This is a genomic window from Fischerella muscicola PCC 7414 (assembly GCF_000317205.1).
GTDB classification, from domain to species: Bacteria; Cyanobacteriota; Cyanobacteriia; order Cyanobacteriales; family Nostocaceae; genus Fischerella; species Fischerella muscicola.
This window is the reverse complement of sequence record NZ_AJLK01000060.1, coordinates 1-15,722: the sequence shown is the minus strand read 5'-3', so window position 1 is coordinate 15,722 and position 15,722 is coordinate 1. Positions and strand designations below refer to the sequence as shown.

Genomic DNA, 15,722 nt, shown 5'->3' with positions numbered 1-15,722 from the left:
TCATAAGTTCTTAACTCCTGTTGTCTCACCAAAAAGCAAGATAGACAAATGGCAATTAGCATCAGACCTGACGAAATTAGCAGCATTATTCAGCAACAAATCGAGCAATACGACCAACAAGTCAAAGTTGCTAACGTTGGTACAGTTTTACAAGTAGGTGACGGTATTGCCCGTGTTTATGGTCTAGAAAAGGCCATGGCTGGGGAATTGTTAGAGTTTGAAGATGGTACAGTCGGCATCGCCCTCAACTTAGAAGAAGACAACGTTGGTGTAGTGTTGATGGGTGAAGGTCACTCAATTCAAGAAGGAAGTACCGTTACAGCTACAGGCAAAATCGCTCAGGTTCCTGTAGGGGAAGCCTTGATTGGACGTGTTGTCGATGCTTTGGGTCGTGCGATTGATGGTAAAGGTGAAATCAAAACCACCGAAAGCCGTTTGCTTGAATCGCCAGCACCTGGTATCGTTGCTCGTCGGTCTGTACACGAACCCCTACAAACCGGGATTACTGCGATCGACGCGATGATTCCCATCGGTCGTGGTCAGCGGGAATTGATTATTGGTGACCGTCAGACTGGGAAAACAGCGATCGCGATCGACACTATCATTAACCAGAAAGAAGAAGATGTAATTTGTGTTTACGTGGCAGTCGGTCAAAAAGCTTCTACTGTCGCCAACGTCATCCAAACATTGCAAGACAAAGGCGCCCTAGACTACACCGTTGTTGTTGCTGCTAACGCCAGTGAACCTGCGTCCCTACAATACCTGGCTCCTTACACTGGTGCGTCAATTGCTGAGTACTTCATGTACAAAGGCAAAGCGACCCTAGTAATTTACGATGACCTCTCCAAGCAAGCCGCAGCTTATCGTCAAATGTCCTTGCTGTTGCGTCGTCCACCCGGACGGGAAGCTTATCCTGGAGATGTTTTCTACCTCCACTCCCGCTTGTTGGAACGGGCAGCTAAACTAAGTGATGAATTGGGTAAAGGCAGTATGACTGCCCTACCGATTATCGAAACCCAAGCAGGTGACGTATCTGCTTATATCCCCACCAACGTGATTTCCATCACTGACGGTCAGATATTCTTATCTTCTGACTTGTTTAACGCTGGTATTCGTCCTGCTATTAACCCTGGTATTTCTGTATCCCGTGTGGGTTCTGCCGCTCAAACCAAGGCGATGAAGAAAGTTGCTGGTAAGTTAAAGCTAGAGTTGGCTCAGTTTGACGAATTACAAGCTTTCGCTCAATTTGCTTCTGACCTTGATAAAACCACTCAGGATCAGCTAGCACGGGGTCAGCGTTTACGGGAACTCCTCAAACAGCCCCAAAACTCACCTCTAGCAGTATATGAGCAAGTAGCCATTCTCTATGCTGGTCTAAACGGTTATTTGGACGACATTCCTACTGCTAAAGTCACAGCCTTCGCTAAGGGTCTGCGGGAATACTTAAAGACCAGCAAACCACAGTATGTCCAAGGTGTGCAAACCCAAAAAGCACTAGGTGACAGCGAAGAAGCAGCTTTGAAAGAAGCAATCAACGAATACAAAAAGACCTTCTTGGCAACAGCATAGGAAATGGGTAATAGGTAATGTGTAATGGGTAATGGTAAAACCTTTTACCCAATTACCAATTACCTTTTCCCCAATTACCAATTACCAATTCATAAAGATTATGGCTAATCTCAAAGCAATACGCGATCGCATTCAGTCGGTTAAAAATACCAAAAAAATTACAGAAGCCATGCGGCTGGTGGCTGCTGCAAGGGTGCGTCGTGCCCAAGAGCAGGTATTAGCCACCCGCCCCTTCGCTGACCGCTTGGCACAAGTACTCTACGGTTTACAAGCTCGTCTGCGGTTTGAAGACGCTAACCTACCCTTACTTAGAAAACGGGAAGTCAAATCAGTAGGGCTATTGGTAATTTCAGGCGATCGCGGTCTTTGTGGTGGTTACAACACCAACGTCATCAAACGGGCGGAAACTCGCACTAAGGAACTCAAAGCAGAAGGCGTAGATTATAAATTAGTACTGGTAGGACGAAAAGCTACACAGTATTTCCAACGTCGTAATCAACCAATCGATGCGGTTTATACTGGTTTAGAACAAATCCCCACCGCCACAGAAGCTTCTAATATTGCCAATGAATTGCTTTCCCTGTTCCTATCAGAAAGCGTAGACCGCGTCGAATTGATTTACACTCGCTTCGTCTCTTTGGTAAGCTCCCGTCCAGTAGTACAAACCCTGCTTCCTCTCGACCCCCAAGGTTTAGAAACCGCAGATGACGAAATTTTCCGTCTCACCACTCGTGGTGGTCAGTTTGAAGTCGAACGGCAGAAAGTCACTACTCAGACTCGTCCCCTACCCCGCGACATGATCTTCGAGCAAGATCCAACCCAAATTTTGGATTCTCTGCTGTCTCTGTATCTGACGAACCAACTATTACGGGCATTACAAGAATCCTCAGCTAGCGAACTGGCCGCTCGCATGACAGCCATGAGCAATGCCAGCGATAATGCTGGTGAATTGATCAATAACCTTACCCTGTCCTACAACAAAGCACGGCAAGCCGCTATTACTCAGGAAATTCTTGAGGTTGTAGGCGGTGCTGAAGCACTTACATAAGAAAAGATTTTAGATTTTAGATTTTAGATTTTAGATGGGAATTAGTACAGAATTTTCAATCCAAAATCAAAAATCCAAAATCTAAAATTCCAAGTGGTACATTTCAAAACTGCACAGTATAATAAGAGTATGTGAACTTCATGGGTCCGTACCGGTTTTGACAGGCTGGCGAAAGCTACCCTGTGATTCAGGTCGAGAGTGAGTCATCTCTCGTAAATCCAAGGCTCAAAAAAAAGTAAATGCGAACAACATCGTAAAATTTGCTCGTAAGGAAGCTCTTGTAGCTGCCTAATAGCCTCTTATAGGTTCGAGCGCTTCTAGTCTGACTCCGTTAAGGGCTAGAGGCAAACCCCAACGGATGCGCTGATAAGTTCCCTCTGGTGGACTTGTTAGCAAAGACTTTACCAGAGCATCCTACCGTTCGGGATAATGAACGTTCCCCGCCTTGAGGGTAAGAAAGGCTAAGCCTGTGAAAGAGCGGGGGGTCAATACCCAGTTTGGACAGCAGTTCGACTCTGCTCGGATCCACTAAATAATTAAGCAAATCCACCTGAATTATAGGTGGATTTTGTTTTATAAAATATTTGATTGCTGGCGATCGCTTCAATATTTATTTAATTTATATAAGGAATATTAAATAATGTTAATGGAAACTCGCAGTTCAAGATTTGAAAACACTCTTGTGCTGCACCTTATTTGCAGCGCTCGCCAAGTTTAAAGATTTATATGTATTTACTACTAACTATTTGAAATATAAAGTTAAACAAAAACCTTATTGCTGCCTTTGTAGACCATACTTAACGATCAGCAAGCAATTCCTACCATCTGCGCCACGTTCGTAGACAACTTGATCAACCAAGCGTCGCAGTAGGAACCATCCATACCCACCGACTTGCAGAGTACCTGGCTCTGGTTCAGTGATCGCATCAGGATTAAAAGGTTTGCCATAATCCCAGATTCTAATCTCTAGTCGATCCATCCATAGAGAAACGTCTATATCAATGGTTGTTTCTGGAGGGAGGGTATGATGAGCATGGCGGACGGCATTAGTAAAACCTTCTGCTAATGCTAGGTTAAGGCGATGAAGTTGACCTTCTGACCAATCAAGTTTAGATAAATGTTGCAAACAGAATTGTTCAAACCACTGTTGCACCCGGTTTAGAAGCTTGAGTTCGCTCTTCACACTCAAATGATCTTGCTGCACTATGCTAAGCATTGGCCTTGGCATATATGTATATGGCTGAAAAATGTTTGTAAGAAGATCAGCATAAATATGTTTTGTTTTTTTGTTAGAAATAACCCTACTTGTTGAAGCTTCCTTAAACGGATGGCATTTAGCGAAGAGCAACAACCGTAGTTTTTACACCAACATAAAGCCTCCCATAAGCGACTGCCGTAGGACGAACAGTGGCTTCTGTAAAAATGGTCTTCCGGCATAAGACACCTAGCATGGAAACCTCTTTTTCTGCGCGCTGGCTCACCAACAACTACCAACTTTCCTAGTTGCTTGTCATATGTTATTTAGAGACTCACCAATTACTAAAGACTATAAGGTCAAGTTTAACCATGATATTATTTAGTCCCAATAACGCAAGATAACCTGAAACCAGCTGCTATCATTAACCATGACATTTATGTTTAACTAGATTCCAGTTATTTATATCTACTATCATTTTATAGATTATAGATTTTGGAATAATATTGTAATCCAAAATTTAAAATCAGAAAAACTTACAAATCTAAAACGCAAACTAGATTATTAAAATTGACACCTGTAGACTTCTCAATTAAAGTACATCCGCACTTGTTGAGAAAACCCACAGGCGTCAAATTAGGTTTATGGTACTGAGTTTAGAACAATCCCAAAGTCAAAGATTTATCCAATGGGAAAGTAGCACCAATACCTAAGTAGAGGGTAACTAGAGTACCGAAAAGAAAAACTGCTGTTGCTACAGGACGACGGAAGGGATTTTGAAACTTGTTGACGTTCTCAATAAAGGGAACAAGGATCAGTCCCAGAGGTACAGATGCCATCAACAATACTCCTAAGAGTTTGTTGGGAACTGAGCGCAAAATTTGGAATACAGGGTACAAATACCACTCTGGCAAAATTTCTAGTGGTGTTGCAAAGGGATTTGCTGGTTCTCCAACCAAAGCAGGATCTAATACTGCTAGAGCCACAATGCAAGCGAAACTTCCCATGATTACAACTGGAAAGACGTAGAGTAGGTCATTGGGCCAAGCGGGTTCGCCATAGTAGTTATGACCCATACCTTTGGCTAGTTTGGCTCTTAAGGTAGGATCGCTTAGGTCTGGTTTCTTTAGTGTTGCCATTTTTTTATGTGCTCTCCTGCTGACATCGAGTTAAAGCATTTGTTTAAGCCTCGAGCTTCAGGCACTAGCTTTCAGCTTAAGATGCAACTGTTTGTTTTTTTGTCTTCTATGTGTCAATAAGCTTGTTATTTTTTATTTCAGTTTAAAACAAACAACTGAATCTGAAAACTGAAAGTCAGTACCTGATGACTTTATGGGAGAAGCATTCATGCTTTCAAGCTCTGTGGCTGGTAGGCTAACTGCCACAAAGAATGCTTCACCCCCATCTCAAATTACAATGGACCGGAAATCCCTTGCTTGCGAATCATCAAGAAGTGAAACAACATGAAGACGGCAATTAGCCAAGGCAACACAAAGGTGTGGGCACTGTAGTAACGAGTTAGTGTTCCTTGTCCAACGCTAGAACCGCCGCGCAGCAGTTCAGAAATCAAGGTGCCAACTACGGGAATTGCTTCTGGTACACCGCTAACGATTTTCACCGCCCAGTAGCCAACTTGGTCCCAAGGCAGAGAATAGCCGGTGACGCCAAAAGAAACGGTAATTACCGCTAGGATGACTCCACTCACCCAGGTTAACTCGCGGGGCTTTTTAAAGCCGCCAGTGAGGTAAACCCGGAATACGTGCAGAATCATCATCAGCACCATCATGCTGGCAGACCATTTGTGGACGGAGCGAATTAACCAACCAAAGCTCACTTCATTCATGATGTACTGCACAGAGGCATAAGCTTCCGTTACAGTTGGCTTGTAGTAGAATGTCATGGCAAATCCAGTGGCAAACTGGATTAAAAAGCAAGTGAGGGTAATTCCACCCAGGCAGTAGAAGATGTTGACATGGGGAGGGACGTACTTGCTGGTGACGTCATCAGCGATCGCTTGAATCTCCAAGCGCTCCTCGAACCAGTCATAAACGTTGGCCATACAATCTCAAGTTCCTAGAAATCGATCGCGGTTAATAAATCTCCCAACTTACCGGGGATTGGTGATTGGGGAGTAGGGATCAGGAATCGGGAATCGGGAGTCATCCGGCTTAGTTGCTAAGCCTCAGTCCGCTATCCCCCTAATCTCCTTTAGCAAAGAGGAGAAAAGCTCGTTTGTTGATGAGCCTTAAGAGTGTTAATAAATTTAAAAAAACTTAACACTCTGCAAAGATGGAATATATTGCGTTCTCTTTGCACCCAATCAAAAAATGCTGGACACAAAGTAGATTTTATCGTTTGTAGAGGGGGATTTGCACCGAATCAGGAGATTAAACCTCTTGATTTCCCAATCCACCACTTCTATAAAAAAAGTAACATAGTCGACAGATAGATTTCATATACCGATTGCAAAAGTAAGAGAGTAAAGGTTAAAGGGTAAAGATTCTTTGCCTTTTCCCCTTTCTCCTTACCCGACTTTTGTAAGAGGTCAAAATTAAGTTACTTGTGTCTAAACTAAGCAATTTTGGGTAAAAAGTGGGATTAAAAATGGGGTTAATGCATAAACAGGTTTTTCGGGTTGCATTGTCACTTTTTGTCGCGTTTTGGCTAGGATTTTGCAATTTTTGTCAACCAGCAATGGCTTTGACTCAAGAACAAAAGCTGGTATCAGAAGTATGGCGAATTGTAAACCGTACTTATTTAGATGACACGTTTAATCATCAAAATTGGGCAGCTGTGAGGCAAAAAATTCTTTCTGCATCTCTCCCAGACCAAAAAGCAGCATACACAGCAATTCAGCAAATGCTCAAAAGCCTTGATGACCCCTTCACTCGTTTTTTAGATCCAGAGCAATACCGGAGTTTACAGGTCAATACTTCTGGAGAACTGACTGGGGTAGGCTTGCAAATTGCTTTAAATCAACAGACAGGCGGTTTGGAAGTAGTAGCTCCGATTGCAGGCTCACCAGCAGAAAAAGCGGGAATCCAGCCGCGCGATCGCATTGTCAAAATAGAAGGTGTTGCTACACAAAACCTTACACTTGATGAAGCAGCTGCTAGAATGCGTGGCCCAATTGGTAGTTTAGTCACGTTAGTTATCGAACGGGACGGAGAAGGGCAGAAAGAGTTTCGAGTGATGCGCGATCGCATTTCTTTAAACCCTGTGGTCGCAGAGTTACAAAATACTCCAGGAGGACTCCCATTTGGGTATATTCGCCTCACTCAATTTAATGCTAATGCTGCTACGGAGTTGGCACACGCCATTAATAGTTTAGAAAAAAAAGGTGCATCTGCATATATTCTAGATTTGCGAAATAACCCTGGAGGCTTACTACAAGCAGGAATTGAAGTTGCACGTTTGTGGTTAGATTCTGGTACGATCGTGTACACAGCCAATCGTCAAGGCATTCAAGGCAGCTTTGAATCATTTGGCCCAGCACTCACAAATGATCCACTAGTTGTTCTAGTGAATGAAGGCACAGCTAGTGCTAGTGAGATCCTCGCTGGTGCATTGCAAGATAACGGTCGTGCCATACTCGTAGGCGAAACTACCTTTGGTAAAGGCTTAATTCAATCCTTGTTTGAATTATCCGATGGTTCTGGTTTAGCAGTTACCATCGCCAAGTACGAAACCCCAAACCATAGAGACATTAATAAATTAGGTATAAAACCAGACAAAATAATTGCCTCTGTGCCAATTACTCGCGAACAGATTGGTACAGAAGCTGACTTGCAATATCAAGCAGCAATGGAAGTGCTGACACAACACTCTGTGCTGGCAGGTGGGGCGGGTTAACTGGGGAAAGGGGAAAAGGAGGACAAGGGGGACAAAGGGACACTCTTTGACAGGGACATGGAAAATATTTTGATATATTCTTCCTTGTCTCCTCCTAATCCCCTATCCCTTTAAAATATGGCTTGCGTCTGCAATAGTGTTGCTAAATCTAGAGTGGCTAGGCGTTCATATGCATTATTTATTACACGTTTGCCTCGGAGAAAACCTGTGTTTGCTCCGGGGCAAATGTATTGAAGTGTTTCTGGAGTAAATCGTTCTAAAAGCATTTTGATGCTTTTGATTTGCCTATGCCAGTGAAAAGTCTTAGCTGTTCGTAATGGAACTGGCTCGCCTTGCTGGTTGGGAAGTAAGTGACGTCCAGAAAACAGCACACCTCCAAACTTACTATAATAAAGGCAAGATGAGCCGGGAGAATGCCCACAAGTCCAAATCACTTTTGTGATGGAATCAAGGACAAATTCCTGACTAAAAGTAGTTACAGTTAGCTCAGGCAAGAGATATGCTTCTTGCTCTTGAATTAAAACTTTACAATCGAAGGTTTGCTGATATTCTACTGTCTTACCAATAGCACCTCTGTGGGTGAGAAATAACCAACTTATACCACCATGCGATCGCATAAAATCTTGGTAAGTTTGGTCAAAAGCAGGACAATCAATCAGAATGTTGCCTTCATTTCCGACAATAAAATAAGCTGTTCCCCCTAGTGTGTCCCGATTTGGCGGAAATGCAAAAATATTATCTAGGACTTCCTGTGGTGGCTTGGCTGTATGATTTGATTCTTGAGACAAGGGACACATGAGAAAAACAATTTCCTTGAGGAGTCTTGACAAATCCGGTTTAAGTATAAAACTTCTCTAAATAAAAAAGCGGGATAGTGTCTATCTTGTGGCAATAATAGTGGTGCGGTTGACCACAAGTTTGGACTGACATTTCAAAATCAACAAAAATCACATGACAGTTTGGTTTCTGATTCTACTGGGACTAATTACTTATCTAATGGTGCAACGTAGTGTTGCTCGCCTCACCCAGACGCCCGTCTGGTTATTGTGGTTGGTATTAATGACTCCAGCAATATTGTGGACAGGATGGACAGTAATGTATGGAGAGAAACAACCACTACCGCGATCACTAATGATTTGGCCATTAGTCATTTGTCCTATTTTATACTGGGTGCTATTTCAATGGGGACGCCAACCGCAACAAGACAAACAAACTGAAGCTCAAGCGCCACAAACAGAACCCACAACAGTGCCCAGTCCAGAACCAACTCCCGTGCGTCCGATTCAGCCAAACGAAGAACAAAAACTGCGAGATTGTTTTCCTTGGTCTTTATATTACATCCAGAATATAGAGTATAGACCTCAAGCTGTAATTTGCCGAGGGCAGTTAAGAAGCAAACCAACCGAAGCGTACCAACAAATTAAAGAAAATATAGAAACAAAATTTGCAGGTCGATTTTTAGTGTTCTTTCAAGAAGGTGTCAATGGCAAACCCTTCTTTGTACTTGTTCCTAATACTCTAGTTACTCAGGCTAATACACCTAGACAAGAAGAACAATTAAAACAAATTGGTTGGGCATTGTTACTATTATTAGCCACTTTGGTAACAACTACTAAGGTTGGAGTAGAAATTGCTGGTCTTGATTTGACAATCCGCCAACTTCAATCTAATCCAAGTCTGATTTTGCAAGGATTACCCTACGCCCTAGCTTTGATGTTTATTTTGGGTGTCCACGAACTCGGTCACTATTTAATGGCGACAAGACGCTATAAAATTCGCTCAACTCCGCCTTACTTTATTCCCATGCCATTTTTCTTGGGAACTTTTGGTGCATTTATTAAGATGCGTAGTCCTGTACCAAACCGTAAAGCTTTATTTGATGTGAGTATTGCTGGGCCTTTGGCAGGTTTTGTGGTAACGTTACCGCTATTGATTTGGGGTTTAGCTCACTCTGACGTTGTGAATTTCCCAGAAGAAAAAACAGGACTATTAAATCCTGATGCGCTCAATCCCAAATATTCTATTTTGCTAGCACTGCTCTCCAAGCTGGCTTTGGGTAGTCAATTAACACCACAATCAGCTATTGATTTACATCCAGTAGCTGTCGCTGCTTGTTTAGGACTGATCGTCACTGCATTGAATTTGATGCCAGTGGGACAGTTAGATGGGGGTCACATTGTCCATGCAATGTTTGGGCAAAGAAACGCTATCTTAATTGGTCAAGTTGCGCGTCTGCTGTTGCTGTTGTTATCTTTAGTGCAACCAGGATTTTTCTTGTGGGCACTAATCTTGTTGTTTATACCCCTAATGGATGAACCTGCTTTAAATGATGTCACTGAACTGGACAACCAACGTGATGTTTGGGGATTGTTCGCAATGGCTTTGTTAGTGATGATTATTCTACCATTACCACAGGCGATCGCGAATTTGTTGCAGATCTAAATTTGCATATCAATCAGATCCAGATTATGAGTAAATGGGTAAATCCTGAAGAATGGCAGCGATTGAGAAGTAGCGAGTTCTGTCCAGTATGCCAAAATAGTAAGCCCTTTGGCATTGTTGCTGAATTAAAAGCATCATACCTAACTAGTGTTGAAGATGCTCCCATGAAAGGTCACTGCTGTCTAGTTCTCAAACGACATGTAATCGAAATACATGATTTGACTACTGAAGAGGCTGCTGCATTGATCCGAGATATGCAAACAACTTCCAAAGCTGTAGCTGAGATTATGCAGCCGATCAAGATGAACTATGAGATTCACTCAATCTCTTGCAGTAACCTAATATCTCCTCGCTGTTCCACTCCCTGACGAACTCGTTTCCACAGTTCCAAATCATTTTGATAAATACTCAAAGCAGCGATCGCATTCTGAGCGTCTACGTGTTTTCCTTCTGCAATAAGTGATATTAGAAACTCAAAAGCTGGTTCGTTTCGCAACATGGCGATCGCTAACAGTCCAGTTCGAGATAGTTCTGCATTTTTTGTTTGTTCCCACCAGCTTTTGAGAGTAGCAAATGCTGCATCCAATCTTGATTCACCCAACGCTAGGGCTGCTAATTCACAAACTTGCTCTTCTGGGGCAAATAGAAAACTAGCAACCAAAGGGAGTGACTGTTGGGGAGCAAGTTGCAACAGGGCTGTGAAACACTCACAGAGAACTTGAGGTGCTGGATCAGCAAGGCGGACTTTCAAACGCAATAATGGTACACCTTGGGAATTGTTACTGTAGGCGATCGCTTTTGCAGCCGCCACCCTAGCTTCTGGTTTGGGATCAGCCAGCAAATCTGCTAGTTCGTTCATCACATCAGCGTAGTTCATCCTCGCCAAACCCAAGGCACATATTCCCCGTAGATGAGCAGCAGTATCTTCTTTACCTCCCCAAACTGGTTCCATCTGCACATGCCTAATACCTTCCAAGAACAAGCTTTCGTCGCTGTATTCTAAGTAGTAAAGTGTTTGGGCAATTTCTTTTTTAGCTAAGCAACCCCCATCTGTCACCGTAGGATTGACCATCATGCGAGCAAAAGCTGCTACCAAATCGGGAATCAGCTCAACAATAGCAAACTTACCCGCTATCTTTGCGGCTCTGGCAATAGCAACAGAATACTTACTATTGAGGACTTGACGCAAGATAGCGATCGCTTCTTCAGTGGTAGGATTTTCTGGAATTTGAGAAAGGATAGAGAAGATTTCTTCCTTTTTGTGTGATTTAGCCATGTGTCAAGAAATAGGGTGTAGGGAAAAGGAAAGCACTTACACTCCCACAGCCTTACAAGGGGCTTAGTCTCTAGCTACGGATACTTTTAAGGACTATGTGTAATTTCTAAAAGTTTGTAAGCTTAGTAAAGTAAATTGTTTTTACTAGTATAAGTACATTAGTACCAGCAAGAACACAAACAATAAATGGTAATTCTTGTCATGGGTGTTTCCGGTTCCGGTAAAAGCACCATCGCTAAACTATTAGCAGATTCTTTGAGCTGGGAATTGAGCGACGCTGATAATTTCCATTCACCTCAAAATATCGATAAAATGCGGCGTGGTATATCTCTAGATGATGGCGATCGCTTACCCTGGCTGCAAGACATACAAGCAGCGATCAAAAAATGGTTGGAAGACAATCAAAATGTAGTACTGGCGTGTTCTGCACTCAAAGCTAGCTATCGTCAGTATTTTTTCATCGGTGATGAACGTATCAAGTTGGTTTATCTCAAAGGCTCGTTTGATTTAATTCAAAAACGCCTGAATCAGCGTCAAAATCACTTTATGTCCGAAAAACTCCTTAAAAGTCAGTTTGATACCCTTGAAGAACCTGTAGATGCTTTATATGTAGATATTTCAGCACCACCAGAGGTAATTGTGCAAAATATTCGGGAGAGTTTGGGGATTTAATCTATGTTAATAATTCCATGCGAACGGATATCACAAACAGCAATTGAATTTGCACAAAAGATATTGGAATTAGATCAAAGTAGGTTGCTAAAATTGCGAAACACCCTACCATGAAAACTCTATTTTTAGCTTGGCAATATCTAAAAAGTCGCTCTTGGTTTCCTATTGGTCGATTAACATTTGATGGTGAAAAATATCAGTTCCTAGTTTAGAAAACAGCTTCTTCCCCTCAAACTCTGAAGTAAAGTTAAGGTTAACAATCATGAATAATTCTTTACATTGTAGCGATCGCCACAGGAACAAACGCAGTATAAAAATATGAAACGAGAGGCATCACGGGATTCATTGCTTAACTTGGTATCATTACTGTACTAGTTGGGCTAGAACGGTTTGCCCTCTGGTTACTGGCATATCTGAGCCAGAAGTAAAACCAACCTTGATCAAGGCCTTTTAGAGGGGTGTAAGTGCTTTGCTTTCCCCTACACCCCTATTTCTTGAATCAAAAAAGCTTCCACTTCCTCTTTTGTTGGTTGAGATGCGATCGCTCCTGGTTTCATTGTGGTTAATGCTCCGACAGCACTGGCATAGGTGACTATTTGTTTAGCTTTTACTGGATCGCTCAAGCTTTTGATCCCATGCATAAGCACTTGATAGATGAACCCAGCAACAAAACTATCTCCTGCTCCAGTTGTATCAGCAACAGTAACAGCAAAGGCGGGTAACTTACCGTCGTGTTCTTCAAACGAGTAAGCACAACCGTGTTCCCCATCAGTCACTATCACACCCTCAACGGAGTCGAGACGGTTTAAAATTTCCCTGGGTTTTTTAGTATCAAACAACCATTCGGCTTCTTCTAGTGAGAGTTTGAGAAAATCGACTTGTTTGAATAAGGCGCGAATTGTTTGCGGTGCGATGTCAGGGTTAGTCCAAAATACAGGACGCCAATTTACATCCAGTAAAACCTTGAGGTTATATTCTTCCGCTAGTTCCAAAGCGCGGTGAACTGCTTTGCCACTTTCTGGATAAGCTAATTCCAAAGTACCTAAAACTAGAAAATCTGCTGCTTCAAATAGCTTGATTGGCAATTGATTAGCTAGCAAGCGGGTATCAGCAAATTCTGTAGTGTCGTACTGTCCAAAGCCGGCAAAATGGCGATCGCCTTCGAGAGAGCGAACCACGTAAACTTGTCGCGTCGGTGCTGTAGGATGGCGCTGTACACCAGTTGTATCTACACCGACTCTTTGCAATAAGTCTACCAGTTCATTACCTGGCTGATCTTCACCTACACAACCAATAAATCCCGTTGGTATACCTAGCTTTACTAAGGCACAGGCTACATTAGCTGGTGCTCCCCCCGGATAAGGAGTCCAGGACTCCACCTCCTCAAGCGATCGCCCCAACTGATCAGCTAAACAATCAAACAAAACTTCACCCAGGCACAAAACACGGGGATTACTCATCTGAATTCAAATTTTGGAAGATGATTTTCCAGTAAAAAATCTACAATAATTTCTATTATTTTGGCGGCGATATTTAATACAATTAAACAGCTTTTTTTTTGCTTCTAAATATGTTTTTGATGCGCTTGCTAAAAATACGTTTTTTCGGTATAATCACCATTTTTTATTATAAATTGTATCAAATCAATGACCTTTAAAAAAATTACTAACTGTCCCTTCAAAAAAAGATTTACAGAAAAAGGAGCTAGAGGGGTAGGAATTTTGGATGGACAAAGGGGTAAGGGGTTAAGTTAAATATAAATTTTTCATTCCTAATTGCTAATTCTACTTCCCAATTTTCTACACACTTTGTGAAAAGAGTATTAATACTAACACTCGAAACCCCCACCAGCAAAAGAATCTTCTAGAATGAGAAAGAGTGATTGAGTACATATACCAAGGAGGAAGAAATAAAGCATGGCTGGTGGCGAGTCTCAGACCCCTGTAAGTCTGTCAGACAGAGAACTGCAAATTATCGACTTAGTGGCCGCTGGCTTAACTAATCAGGAAATTGCAGCAAAGCTTGAAATTAGCAAGCGTACAGTTGATAACCATATCAGCAACATTCTCACCAAAACTGGTACAGACAATCGAGTAGCTCTTGTCCGCTGGGCTTTGCACTGGGGCAAAGTCTGCTTGAATGATGTAAACTGCTGTCCTTTGCCCAATCCAAATAATGAATAAACTTACTGGTATGCTGTCAAGCCCATTTTGATCGGTCTTTGTTCGTTTTCTCCTCACGCCTGATGTTAAGTGTGAACCTTTCAAAATTCAGCCCCACAGACTACTGGAAGATTGGTTAAGGTTAGGGACAGTTTTTAGCCAAGTATAAGAATAATATATGCCAGGTTAAGCATCCCGAATGTACGAGTGAGGGTATTGGACATGGGGCATTGGGCATTGGCATCGGGTATTGGGAATTGTGAATTACTATTACCTCTAGCCCCTAGCCCCTAGCCAATCAATTTTGGATTTTAGATTTGTGATTTGAGATTAACTGCAAACCTCAATCCAAAATCCGTCTTGAAAAGCTTTGAGGTTCCCTCCGGGACGCTGCTTTGTAGACGCCCGCAGGGCGGTGAGGGGGTCGCAGTCTTGGACGGCACGTGACGCCACGTGCTCTCTTGGAACCCCCAAGGGCGCAGTGGCTCCTTTATGCCAGGAGAAGAGTCCACCGCAGTGGCTGGGCTTCCCGTCACGTAGACGCGCTCATAGGCTTACGGTAAGGGTATGCGAACCCCCGTAGACGGGCGAAGCCCGGCTTCTCGTACGCCGTAAGGCGTGAGCGTAGGGTAGAGTACCCGAAGGCTTCAAGGTTAGAGTACGGAGGAAACCTCCGCACCCTTCGGGAAGCTACTTCGTGTCTACAAACTTTTCGCAAAATTCAAAATTGTCACAGTCAACAAAAATTAGCAACAATCTATAGGCTGAAAGGGTACATTTGAAAGAAATATATATTGCTCCATCAGCTTAGGGAGCAGTGTTCTTATGAATAATTTTGCTGAAGCCAAAATAGATGGGTTTCCCTTGGACTTGTTTAATTTTGATTTAACAGCACCTCAGCCCACGTTAGATGCTGAGTTACTTAAACAGCTATCTTTTATCCCAGGGTTGAAAGAAATTCTCATGCTCCGGCAGGTTCATGCTTTAGAACATGCTACAGTATGGGTGCTGAGCGAATCAAAAAGTACCCATCCTTCCACATTCACCTCCATTAATGTTCAGGTAGATAACAAATTCTTGGGTGGATTGTCCACAGAGCAAGGATTCTACCTTTATGGAGAGGTAAATATTAGCGACTTGCGGCGTGCAGCCACACTTGCCTTACATCGATTGATCAATGGGGAATGGCATTTAGCTATACATCCTCGCTGCGGTACAAATGCATCAGTAGCAATGCTGTTGACAGCAGGATTTGCTGTCGGTATGCATATATTGCTACCACCAGGCATAATAGAACAACTCGTAGGCTTAGGATTGGCAGCAACGACAGCAGCAGAATTAGCCCCTGATGTAGGTGCTTTAGCACAACGATACATCACAACTGCCATTCCCTTTAATTTGAAAATTGAAAACATAACGCGTACAACAGATGTATGGGGACAGGAGGCGTATTTTGTAAAAGTATGCTGGCGGGAGGAGTAGGAAGAGATGGGGAGATGGGGAGAT

The 15,722-nt window shown here is 42.8% G+C and carries 14 protein-coding genes, 1 other RNA gene and 1 pseudogene; 10 read left to right on the top strand and 6 right to left on the bottom strand.

The features are described from left to right. Positions 1 to 48: 48 nt before the first annotated feature. The 3 genes from atpA (at position 49) to ssrA (ending at position 3,148) form a co-directional block, all read left to right on the top strand. Positions 49 to 1,569, top strand: coding sequence for a F0F1 ATP synthase subunit alpha (gene atpA / locus UYI_RS0108675; RefSeq protein ID WP_016866284.1), 1,521 nt, complete (start codon positions 49 to 51; stop codon positions 1,567 to 1,569). A gap of 100 nt (positions 1,570 to 1,669) precedes the next feature. After that, complete coding sequence (locus UYI_RS0108670; RefSeq protein WP_026085831.1) at positions 1,670 to 2,617, top strand: F0F1 ATP synthase subunit gamma; 948 nt, start codon at positions 1,670 to 1,672, stop codon at positions 2,615 to 2,617. 142 nt (positions 2,618 to 2,759) lie between these two features. Then, positions 2,760 to 3,148, top strand: a transfer-messenger RNA (tmRNA) gene (gene ssrA, locus UYI_RS34650). Positions 3,149 to 3,389: 241 nt separating this feature from the next. Here the strand turns inward: ssrA and UYI_RS0108665 are convergent. The 3 genes from UYI_RS0108665 to petB all read right to left on the bottom strand — a co-directional run bounded on the left by UYI_RS0108665 (position 3,390) and on the right by petB (position 5,871). Then, positions 3,390 to 3,833 (bottom strand): ATP-binding protein, encoded by a 444-nt coding sequence (locus tag UYI_RS0108665; RefSeq protein WP_016866282.1) that lies wholly within the window; start codon positions 3,831 to 3,833, stop codon positions 3,390 to 3,392. 635 nt (positions 3,834 to 4,468) lie between these two features. Next, on the bottom strand, positions 4,469 to 4,951 hold the full coding sequence (gene petD / locus UYI_RS0108660; protein ID WP_016866281.1) for a cytochrome b6-f complex subunit IV: 483 nt from the start codon (positions 4,949 to 4,951) through the stop codon (positions 4,469 to 4,471). 272 nt (positions 4,952 to 5,223) lie between these two features. Further along, a complete protein-coding gene (petB, locus tag UYI_RS0108655) occupies positions 5,224 to 5,871 on the bottom strand; it encodes a cytochrome b6 (RefSeq protein WP_009456992.1) in 648 nt (215 codons plus the stop codon). A 545-nt stretch (positions 5,872 to 6,416) separates the two neighbouring features. Between petB and ctpA the strand changes: the two genes are divergently transcribed. Continuing rightward, on the top strand, positions 6,417 to 7,664 hold the full coding sequence (ctpA, locus tag UYI_RS0108650; RefSeq protein ID WP_016866280.1) for a carboxyl-terminal processing protease CtpA: 1,248 nt from the start codon (positions 6,417 to 6,419) through the stop codon (positions 7,662 to 7,664). Positions 7,665 to 7,774: 110 nt separating this feature from the next. Here the strand turns inward: ctpA and UYI_RS0108645 are convergent, their stop codons facing one another. Continuing rightward, positions 7,775 to 8,461 carry an MBL fold metallo-hydrolase gene (locus UYI_RS0108645; protein WP_016866279.1) on the bottom strand — a complete coding sequence of 229 codons (687 nt, stop codon included), beginning with the start codon at positions 8,459 to 8,461 and terminating at the stop codon, positions 7,775 to 7,777. A gap of 154 nt (positions 8,462 to 8,615) precedes the next feature. On the opposite strand from UYI_RS0108645, the gene UYI_RS0108640 reads away from it, so the two are divergent. Together UYI_RS0108640 and UYI_RS34645 are read left to right on the top strand one after the other, a co-directional pair. Further along, positions 8,616 to 10,106 carry a site-2 protease family protein gene (locus UYI_RS0108640; RefSeq protein ID WP_016866278.1) on the top strand — a complete coding sequence of 497 codons (1,491 nt, stop codon included), beginning with the start codon at positions 8,616 to 8,618 and terminating at the stop codon, positions 10,104 to 10,106. 26 nt (positions 10,107 to 10,132) lie between these two features. After that, a complete protein-coding gene (locus tag UYI_RS34645) occupies positions 10,133 to 10,474 on the top strand; it encodes an HIT family protein (protein ID WP_235147924.1) in 342 nt (113 codons plus the stop codon). Here UYI_RS34645 and UYI_RS0108635 read toward each other — a convergent pair. Next, complete coding sequence (locus UYI_RS0108635; protein ID WP_016866277.1) at positions 10,423 to 11,382, bottom strand: hypothetical protein; 960 nt, start codon at positions 11,380 to 11,382, stop codon at positions 10,423 to 10,425. The genes UYI_RS34645 and UYI_RS0108635 overlap by 52 nt on opposite strands. A 186-nt stretch (positions 11,383 to 11,568) precedes the next feature. On the opposite strand from UYI_RS0108635, the gene UYI_RS0108630 reads away from it, so the two are divergent. Beyond that, on the top strand, positions 11,569 to 12,054 hold the full coding sequence (locus UYI_RS0108630; RefSeq protein WP_016866276.1) for a gluconokinase: 486 nt from the start codon (positions 11,569 to 11,571) through the stop codon (positions 12,052 to 12,054). 110 nt (positions 12,055 to 12,164) lie between these two features. Continuing rightward, positions 12,165 to 12,260 (top strand): annotated as a pseudogene (locus UYI_RS38810) (DNA-binding protein); the annotation flags it as partial. 273 nt (positions 12,261 to 12,533) lie between these two features. On the opposite strand, the gene UYI_RS0108615 reads toward UYI_RS38810, so the two are convergent. Then, positions 12,534 to 13,514, bottom strand: a complete 981-nt coding sequence (locus tag UYI_RS0108615) for a carbohydrate kinase family protein (RefSeq protein WP_016866273.1) — start codon at positions 13,512 to 13,514, stop codon at positions 12,534 to 12,536. Between the two features lie 456 nt (positions 13,515 to 13,970). Here UYI_RS0108615 and pedR point away from each other — a divergent pair, with 456 nt between their 5' ends. Both pedR and UYI_RS0108605 read left to right on the top strand, forming a co-directional pair. Continuing rightward, the gene (pedR, locus tag UYI_RS0108610) at positions 13,971 to 14,237 is read left to right on the top strand and encodes a photosynthetic electron transport-dependent transcriptional regulator PedR (protein ID WP_016866272.1); all 267 of its coding nucleotides are present in this window, start codon (positions 13,971 to 13,973) and stop codon (positions 14,235 to 14,237) included. Between the two features lie 804 nt (positions 14,238 to 15,041). Then, positions 15,042 to 15,698 (top strand): DUF6391 domain-containing protein, encoded by a 657-nt coding sequence (locus UYI_RS0108605; protein ID WP_016866271.1) that lies wholly within the window; start codon positions 15,042 to 15,044, stop codon positions 15,696 to 15,698. The last annotated feature ends 24 nt before the right edge of the window (positions 15,699 to 15,722 follow it).